The following is a 6430-nucleotide window of genomic DNA, read 5'->3' on the forward strand; positions in this document are numbered from 1 at the left end:
GCACGATCCAGCCCGATCGCACCAAGCAACATCACCGCCAACCACCAGACCGCAGCCCACCACTGCATGACACTCACGCCGACACCTCCGCAGACTCAGACGACGCCACCACGGACTCCGCCGCGTCGAGTTCGGCCGCCTCCTTTCGAGCCTTACGGTTCGCAGCAGCCCGCTTCTCCTCCCGCAGCTCCCTCTCTGCCTTCTCCGCCCGGTCCTTCTCGATCGACGCCCACGCCATCGCTTCGTGGTGGTGATGCCGGTCAGTCATCGCCACATCGCGATACACCCGCTCAGCCCGACGATGAAACTTCACCCGCGACAAGGCCGACGCCCCCGGACCCGGCATCTCCTTGCCAAGCACGTCATTGGCTGTCCGAAGCGTCCGAATCCCTCCCAGATCCGCACTCACCGCGCACCACCATCGCGCCGTCGGGAAGACACAGCCCGCCCACCTGGACGAGGAGCCGACCAAGCATCAGCGCGAGCACCCCAATCCTTCGCTTGAGCCTCGAACGCCTGCGCCGCCGACCGCACCGCAGCCAACGCCCACCACGGCAAATCCGGCGTCCCAGCGATTTCCCACCACAACCCCGACACCTCTCGGGACGCCGAAGCCATCAACCGCGCCGCATCCGGGTTCCCCAGTTCGACCGTCGCCACAGCCTCCGACGCCTGCCCATAAATCGCATACGCCGCTTGCCACCGCGCATCCAGCTCAGTCGGAATCATGACCCGCACCTTTCCGAGCGGCCCGAAGAGAGCCCAACCGGGCGACCCGGACGCACCCACAGGCGCACCCAGGGCCGCACCGGCCGGAACCTCGAACACCGCGCGGTTCAGCCGTCAAACCGGCCAACTCCACCGGACGCATACCCGGAAGAACCTCGTTCGTGGTCGGCACCGGCTGAACATCCGCCAAGAACGTCACATCGAACGAAGCCCGCTTCGAGTTCGGCTCATTCGGGTCCGTCACCGTCGCCTTCCACTGCCCCTTACCGGTCAGCTCGTCCACCTTCTGCCGCACCGGACGACCTGAAGCCCTCTCCTCTCGCGACTGATATTCCGTGTCCGCCGACAGCTCACCCATCAACACCAAACCTTGCGGAAACGCGTCCTCAAACTCGATCGGGAACCTGCGCCCCCTTGCGATAGCCATATTTTGTCCTTCGCCTTGGTTGCGACCGCGCTGTGCGGCCTACATACACATTCGGCCAAGAACCGGTCCGGGCGAGACTCCGTGTAAGTCGCATCTGAGCTGGTCTGAGGCTCATCCAGTCGCGTCTAGGTCTCGTCTGCGCTAATCTTGGGGAACACCGGCTTCAAGGGGACACATGAACGACTCGTCATTGATCCTGCTAAAGGTGCTGCTCAAGCAGCGCTACATCCAGAATCACAGGGATTTCATCAGGGAGTACGACAGAGCTGCGGGCAAAATTGATCCAGAACTCAAGGGGTCAGGCCCTAGTCGCGCGCAGTATTTCCGCTGGCTTTCCGGCGCGTTGACCGGACTTCCTTACCCGCATCACCTGCGGGTGTTGGAAAAGATGTTTCCCGAGTGGGCCGCCCCGCAACTGTTCGAACCGTACTCGGAATCAATTGGTTTCGTGTCCAAGCCCCAGGCAGTGACCTCAACCCAGCCAACTCCTGAAAATGAAGAACTCGTTCGCATCTACCCCACGCGTGCGTCAGTGCCATACGCGGTATGGAACGAACTGATCCACAGTGTCTCGACCAGAATGGATGTGCTCGTCTTCTCCGGCCAGTTCCTCGTTGAGCAGTACGACATCCTGCCCGTCGTCCGCGCGAAAGCCCGTAACGGCGTGAAGTTCCGATTCCTAGTTGGTAACCAACAGTCGCCCGCTGTCGTGCAACGCGGCGTCGAGGAAGGCACCACCGGCGGACTCGAAGGACGTGTCCAGATGATGCGCCGCTACCTCCGCCGCGTCTCCGAGCTTTCAGGCGTGGAGGTCCGCACCCACGGAACCATCCTGTACAACTCCATCTACCGGTTCGACGATCAGGCCCTCATTAACGGACACGCCTACGGGGCCCTGGCGGGAGAGAGCCCCGTGCTCCACCTCCGCCGCAGCGACGACGGCCCCATGTGGAGCCACTACATGGACTCATTCGAACGCGTCTGGAAACTCGCCGAGCAGGAGAAGTGACGACATGGCCCGCATCGACTACTTCAATGACCCCGCAGCTCCGCCAGTCAACAGCGTCGTCCCTTCTGTCACGGTCGCAATCCGCGACGGCGCAGGGAGGATCTTGCTCATCCACAAGGTCGACAACAACCTGTGGGCACTCCCAGGCGGAGGGCACGACCCTGGCGAGCGGATCACCGAAACCGCCATTCGCGAGGTCCGCGAAGAGACCGGCCTGGAGATCGAAGTGACGCGCCTGATCGGCACGTACACCGACCCCAATCACGTCATGGCCTACGACGACGGCGAAGTCCGCCAACAGTTCTCGCTGTGCTTCGAAGGCAAGTGGACTGGCGGAACACCACGAGAAGACGGCACCGAGACCAAAGCTGTCCGATGGGTCGACCCAGCCGAGCTTGACACGCTCCGCATCCACCCGTCGATGCGTCTGCGCGTAGATCATGCATTGGACCCCACCCGCACAGCTCCGTACCTCGGCTAGGTTTTCGAGAGGCGCAACTCAGTCCGGACAATACTTTCGCCGATTTCCTTGCGCGCTTTCGTCCATGTTCTGTGCACAGGGTGCCCGACGGGGTATCGCGCTAGCACTTCATCGATACGTTGATCAAATTCGCAATAGGTTCCGTCGGGTCCGGTCGTTAGATCGGCCGCAATCAAGGCATCCATGACCGGGCTGTCTTCAAGCGCAAACGCGGCAAGTTCACGCTCAAGCCCACGTTCGACAGCCTCAAAACGCGCACCTGAGTGATGGGCGACGAGACATACGACGCGATCCGGAAACTCAAGAGCACGCAGGTACCGCGCACCATCCAACGCATGGAAGCCTGTGACCTTCACTTCCGGCGCGTACCCGATGTCATGTAGCCACGCCGAAGCCACCAACGCATCTCCATCGCTGTCGTCCAGGCCAGCGACTCGGCGCAACCCCAACGCGCGATGCGCGACAGCCTGAACGTGCTGCCATCGGTTTCCAAGCGGCGAGACAAGTACCTCAGCCAGCGACCGAGACGTTTCGGGAAGGTCCACATTCCTATCCTGCCTTCATCGGCTTTGGCTGCTGAATTTGGCTCTATGGGATCAAGGCGCGTCGCCGCTGGCGGCACGCGGGGTGTGCCTGTTGCGCTGGCACCGTGTCGTCATCCATCGCGCCGCCAGGCGCGCCAAACCACGAGCCACAACAAGCACCAGGACACCGAACACGACGAGGGCCAGGCCCACGAGCTGGACGCGCGATCCACCAGGACTCCCCGCGGTGATTTGCCCACGTTTGCCCAGATCAAGACCAGTGCGAGCGTCAGAACCGCCAGAACATCATGGCGCACCACCAGCGGGGTCAACCTGCATCGCTCCCGCCGACTCACCTTCCAGCCCGGCACGCAACGCGAGGTCAAGTGAGGTGTCCCTCGCAACGGAGCATCTAGTCCCTGGGCCGACAGCATCAAGGGCGCCTACGGCGTCGGCTACGCCGATGGCATTCGCCACCCTTGACCCCGCCGACCCAGGGCTAGAGATCGCAGGGGCGAGGGAACGGAGTCGCCCAGGCACCGGGGGGTGCAAGACTCAGCCCCGCATCTCACCCGAGGAGCGCAGATGACCACCAACACCCACTCCGACCAGATGGCCCTGTGGACCCGCCACACCCTCACCGGGGTCATCGGGAACTGGCGCGGCCCCCGCGTCCCTAGGGGCCTAGGGATGAACGCGGGGGCCGACGGGGTGAAATCAGCCGCCCGAAGAGCCTTGCCCGACGCGGGACGACCACTCCAAACGGTACGCCGGGCAAGCCCACGAAAAGGGTCGAAAGTCCCGGACTGCCTCCGCTGAAGGGCAGACCGCCAGGCCGTCCACAGGCCGTCGGACGTCAGGACGCAACAAGACGCAAACCGGACACAACGAGCACAAGCCGGACCCGACCATCTGCCTGTCGATGTACCTCGCGCCGCACACCGCGGTCGTCCAGGACGCGGTCGCGGCGGCCCGCGCGGCCGGGTACGACCCCGACGTGCGCACCATGGCGAAGGCGGTGGGCTCCGACGTCACCAACGTGATCCGCTCCTGCCTGCGGGAAGGGCGGTTCGGCGCGGCCGTCGTCCTGTTCACCACGTTCCTCGCCAGCGACGAGGTGCGCGCGGTGTCGGAGTACACCCGGCAGGAGATCATCGCCTCCGCCGAGGAGGTCGACTCGTCATGCGGCACCCGGCTCGCCGACGAGTGCCGCGACCGGGTGTCGGTCAGCTACCCGCCGATCGACACGTCGGCGTACCTGGATCTCGACCCGGTGCTGGTCGACACCGCGCTCAAACGCCGAGGCCTGGAACGCGACGGCTATGTGCTGTTCCTTTCCCGCGTGGCGCAGGCCAAGGGCATCTTCGACCTGGTCAACGCCTTCGCCCAGGCGAAGGCGCGGTCGCGGGTGCGGCTCTTCGTCGCCGGTTCCGGTCCCGCGCTGCCCGAAGTCCGCGCACTCGCCCGCGACGACAACCGGATCGTCTTCCTCGACGACGTGGACGACGAGGAAAAGCCACTGCTGATGCGCGGCTGCACGGCGTACGCGCTGCCGACCCGGCCGGAGCCGGACTTCGTCGAGACGTTCGGCATCGCGCTGACGGAGAAGATGCTGGCGGGCGGCGGGCCGGTGATCACCACCGTCACCGGCGGGACGGGCGAGGCCGTGGGCGACACGGCGATCATCGTGGAGGCGGGCGATGTCGCGGGCATCGCCGCCGCGATCGACCGGGTGGTGCTGGAGATGGGGCCCGAGGAGCGCGGGCTGATGGCGGGCCGGGCCCGGGCGCACGCGATGGCGTTCGACCGGTGTTCGACGACCTGTTCGCGTCGGTCAATAGCCGACCGTGAAGCGCGTTCCCACGTGGCGCGGGTTCTCGATTTCGTCGAGGACGGCGGCCGCGTAGTCCGCTGTCGAGATTCGGCTCGTGCCATCACCGTCGACGACCAGGTCGTCGAGTTCGGTGCGGTACTGGCCGGTGCGCGTGCCCGGTTCGATCGTGGCCGCCGGGCTCAGGTTGGTCCAGCGCACGTCCTCGACACCGCGGTAGTAGTCCAGGGCGTCGGCGTGCGCGTTCATGATCTGCAGGAGGAACTCCGGCAGGCCTTCCTGGTCCCGCACCTCGCGGCATCCGGGGCGCGCAGGGACCCGGCGCCGCCGACCGCGACCAGCCGCGGCGCGTCCGGGCCGAGGGCGCGCAGGCCTGCCACGAGCGACTCCGCGGCGGGTTTGATCGTCGCCACGTGGCCGGGGCCGTCGCCGCCGCCGACCGCGCTGACCACCACGTCGTGGCCCTTGGCGATCGCGGCGACGGACTGGGGGTCGAGGACGTCGCCCACGGTCGGCTCGGCGCGGGGGTCGGTGGGCTTGGCGCTGTCGCGGCGGACCGCGGTCACCTGGTGGCCGCGGTCGAGGGCCTCACGGGTGATGGTGCTGCCGATCGTGCCGGTGGCACCGAACACGGCGATCTTCGCCATGATGGTCACTCCTTGTCGTCATCTGCCTTGTGTAATTCACGGTAAGCAGGTCACTGCTGGTCAGCAAGGTATGATCAGGACTCGCCATGGTGAAAAACGGACAGATACCCGAGATCCCCTACTCGCCCCCGCCAGCCGCCGCCGCGGGGGTCGAGGTGCTGACGCTGGCCGAACTTCGCGAGCGGGCACAGGGGCAGGATCTGAGCAGCCCGCAGCGACCGGAGTTCCACCTGCTGTTCGCCGTCGACGCGGGCACGCTGTGGCACGCGGTGGACTTCACCCCGTACTCGGCGACCGCCGGTTCCTGGCTGTGGGTGCGGCCTGGCCAGGTCCAGCGGTTCGGCGACCTGGCGGGCGCGGAGGGCACGGTCGTGTTCTTCCAGCCGAGCTTCCTCTCCCCCGCGACCGCGCGGGTCGGCGACCGGTTCGGTCCGGTGCACTGGCACCCGACCGGGTCACAGGCCGCCGCCGCCCGCGTCGCCCTCGACCACCTGGCACGGGAGTACGCCGACCGGGCACTGCCCGACGCGGTGCGCACCGACCTGCTCGGACACCTCCTGGCCGCGCTGCTGCTGCGGATCGCCCAGCTGAGCCCGGGCTCGCCTGCCGTCGAGCCAGGCGATACGTTCCGTCGCTTCCGCGACGCCGTCGAGCGCGACTTCGCCGTGGACCGCCAAGTCGGGCACTACGCCCGGACGCTCGCCCACGTCCCACCCCGCTCGGTCGCGGTGGCGTTTTGGGGGTTCCGCACGAACACGCCATCGAAGTTGGCAGTGTTCGTG

8 protein-coding genes and 1 pseudogene are annotated in these 6430 nt (G+C 66.3%); 4 read left to right on the top strand and 5 right to left on the bottom strand.

Annotated features, from left to right (window positions below):
• Nucleotides 1–73 precede the first annotated feature (73 nt).
• Both ACRDSQ_RS03355 and ACRDSQ_RS03360 read right to left on the bottom strand, forming a co-directional pair.
• Nucleotides 74–409, bottom strand: coding sequence for an AMED_5909 family protein (locus ACRDSQ_RS03355; protein WP_431418652.1), 336 nt, complete (start codon nt 407–409; stop codon nt 74–76).
• A 306-nt stretch (nt 410–715) separates the two neighbouring features.
• Complete coding sequence (locus ACRDSQ_RS03360; RefSeq protein WP_431418653.1) at nt 716–1156, bottom strand: hypothetical protein; 441 nt, start codon at nt 1154–1156, stop codon at nt 716–718.
• A 205-nt stretch (nt 1157–1361) separates the two neighbouring features.
• On the opposite strand from ACRDSQ_RS03360, the gene ACRDSQ_RS03365 reads away from it, so the two are divergent.
• Nucleotides 1362–2165 carry an XRE family transcriptional regulator gene (locus ACRDSQ_RS03365; RefSeq protein WP_431418655.1) on the top strand — a complete coding sequence of 268 codons (804 nt, stop codon included), beginning with the start codon at nt 1362–1364 and terminating at the stop codon, nt 2163–2165.
• A gap of 4 nt (nt 2166–2169) precedes the next feature.
• On the top strand, nt 2170–2646 hold the full coding sequence (locus ACRDSQ_RS03370; protein WP_431418657.1) for an NUDIX hydrolase: 477 nt from the start codon (nt 2170–2172) through the stop codon (nt 2644–2646).
• Here the strand turns inward: ACRDSQ_RS03370 and ACRDSQ_RS03375 are convergent.
• Entirely contained in the window at nt 2643–3191 is a 549-nt protein-coding gene (locus ACRDSQ_RS03375; protein ID WP_431418659.1) for an HDIG domain-containing metalloprotein, read from the bottom strand. The genes ACRDSQ_RS03370 and ACRDSQ_RS03375 overlap by 4 nt on opposite strands.
• Nucleotides 3192–4176: 985 nt before the next feature.
• Here ACRDSQ_RS03375 and ACRDSQ_RS03380 point away from each other — a divergent pair.
• Nucleotides 4177–4854 (top strand): annotated as a pseudogene (locus ACRDSQ_RS03380) (glycosyltransferase); the annotation flags it as partial.
• 150 nt (nt 4855–5004) lie between these two features.
• Here the strand turns inward: ACRDSQ_RS03380 and ACRDSQ_RS03385 are convergent.
• Together ACRDSQ_RS03385 and ACRDSQ_RS03390 are read right to left on the bottom strand one after the other, a co-directional pair.
• The gene (locus tag ACRDSQ_RS03385) at nt 5005–5292 is read right to left on the bottom strand and encodes an NAD(P)-dependent oxidoreductase (protein ID WP_431418661.1); all 288 of its coding nucleotides are present in this window, start codon (nt 5290–5292) and stop codon (nt 5005–5007) included.
• Nucleotides 5247–5648 carry an NAD(P)-dependent oxidoreductase gene (locus tag ACRDSQ_RS03390; protein WP_431418662.1) on the bottom strand — a complete coding sequence of 134 codons (402 nt, stop codon included), beginning with the start codon at nt 5646–5648 and terminating at the stop codon, nt 5247–5249. The genes ACRDSQ_RS03385 and ACRDSQ_RS03390 overlap by 46 nt, the downstream gene beginning before the upstream one ends.
• Before the next feature lie 86 nt (nt 5649–5734).
• On the opposite strand from ACRDSQ_RS03390, the gene ACRDSQ_RS03395 reads away from it, so the two are divergent.
• Nucleotides 5735–6430 (top strand): AraC family ligand binding domain-containing protein (locus ACRDSQ_RS03395; RefSeq protein ID WP_431418664.1); only part of this gene is annotated, 696 nt, incomplete at its 3' end.

Origin of the sequence: Actinokineospora sp., from assembly GCF_050699995.1 — a bacterium.
Lineage (GTDB): Bacteria > Actinomycetota > Actinomycetes > Mycobacteriales > Pseudonocardiaceae > Actinokineospora.

Coding starts and splice junctions, on each gene's coding strand:
- ACRDSQ_RS03360 (WP_431418653.1), bottom strand. CDS start 1,156: ATGGCTATCGCAAGGGGGCGCAGGTTCCCGATCGAGTTTGAGGACGCG.
- ACRDSQ_RS03370 (WP_431418657.1), top strand. CDS start 2,170: ATGGCCCGCATCGACTACTTCAATGACCCCGCAGCTCCGCCAGTCAAC.
- ACRDSQ_RS03390 (WP_431418662.1), bottom strand. CDS start 5,648: ATGGCGAAGATCGCCGTGTTCGGTGCCACCGGCACGATCGGCAGCACC.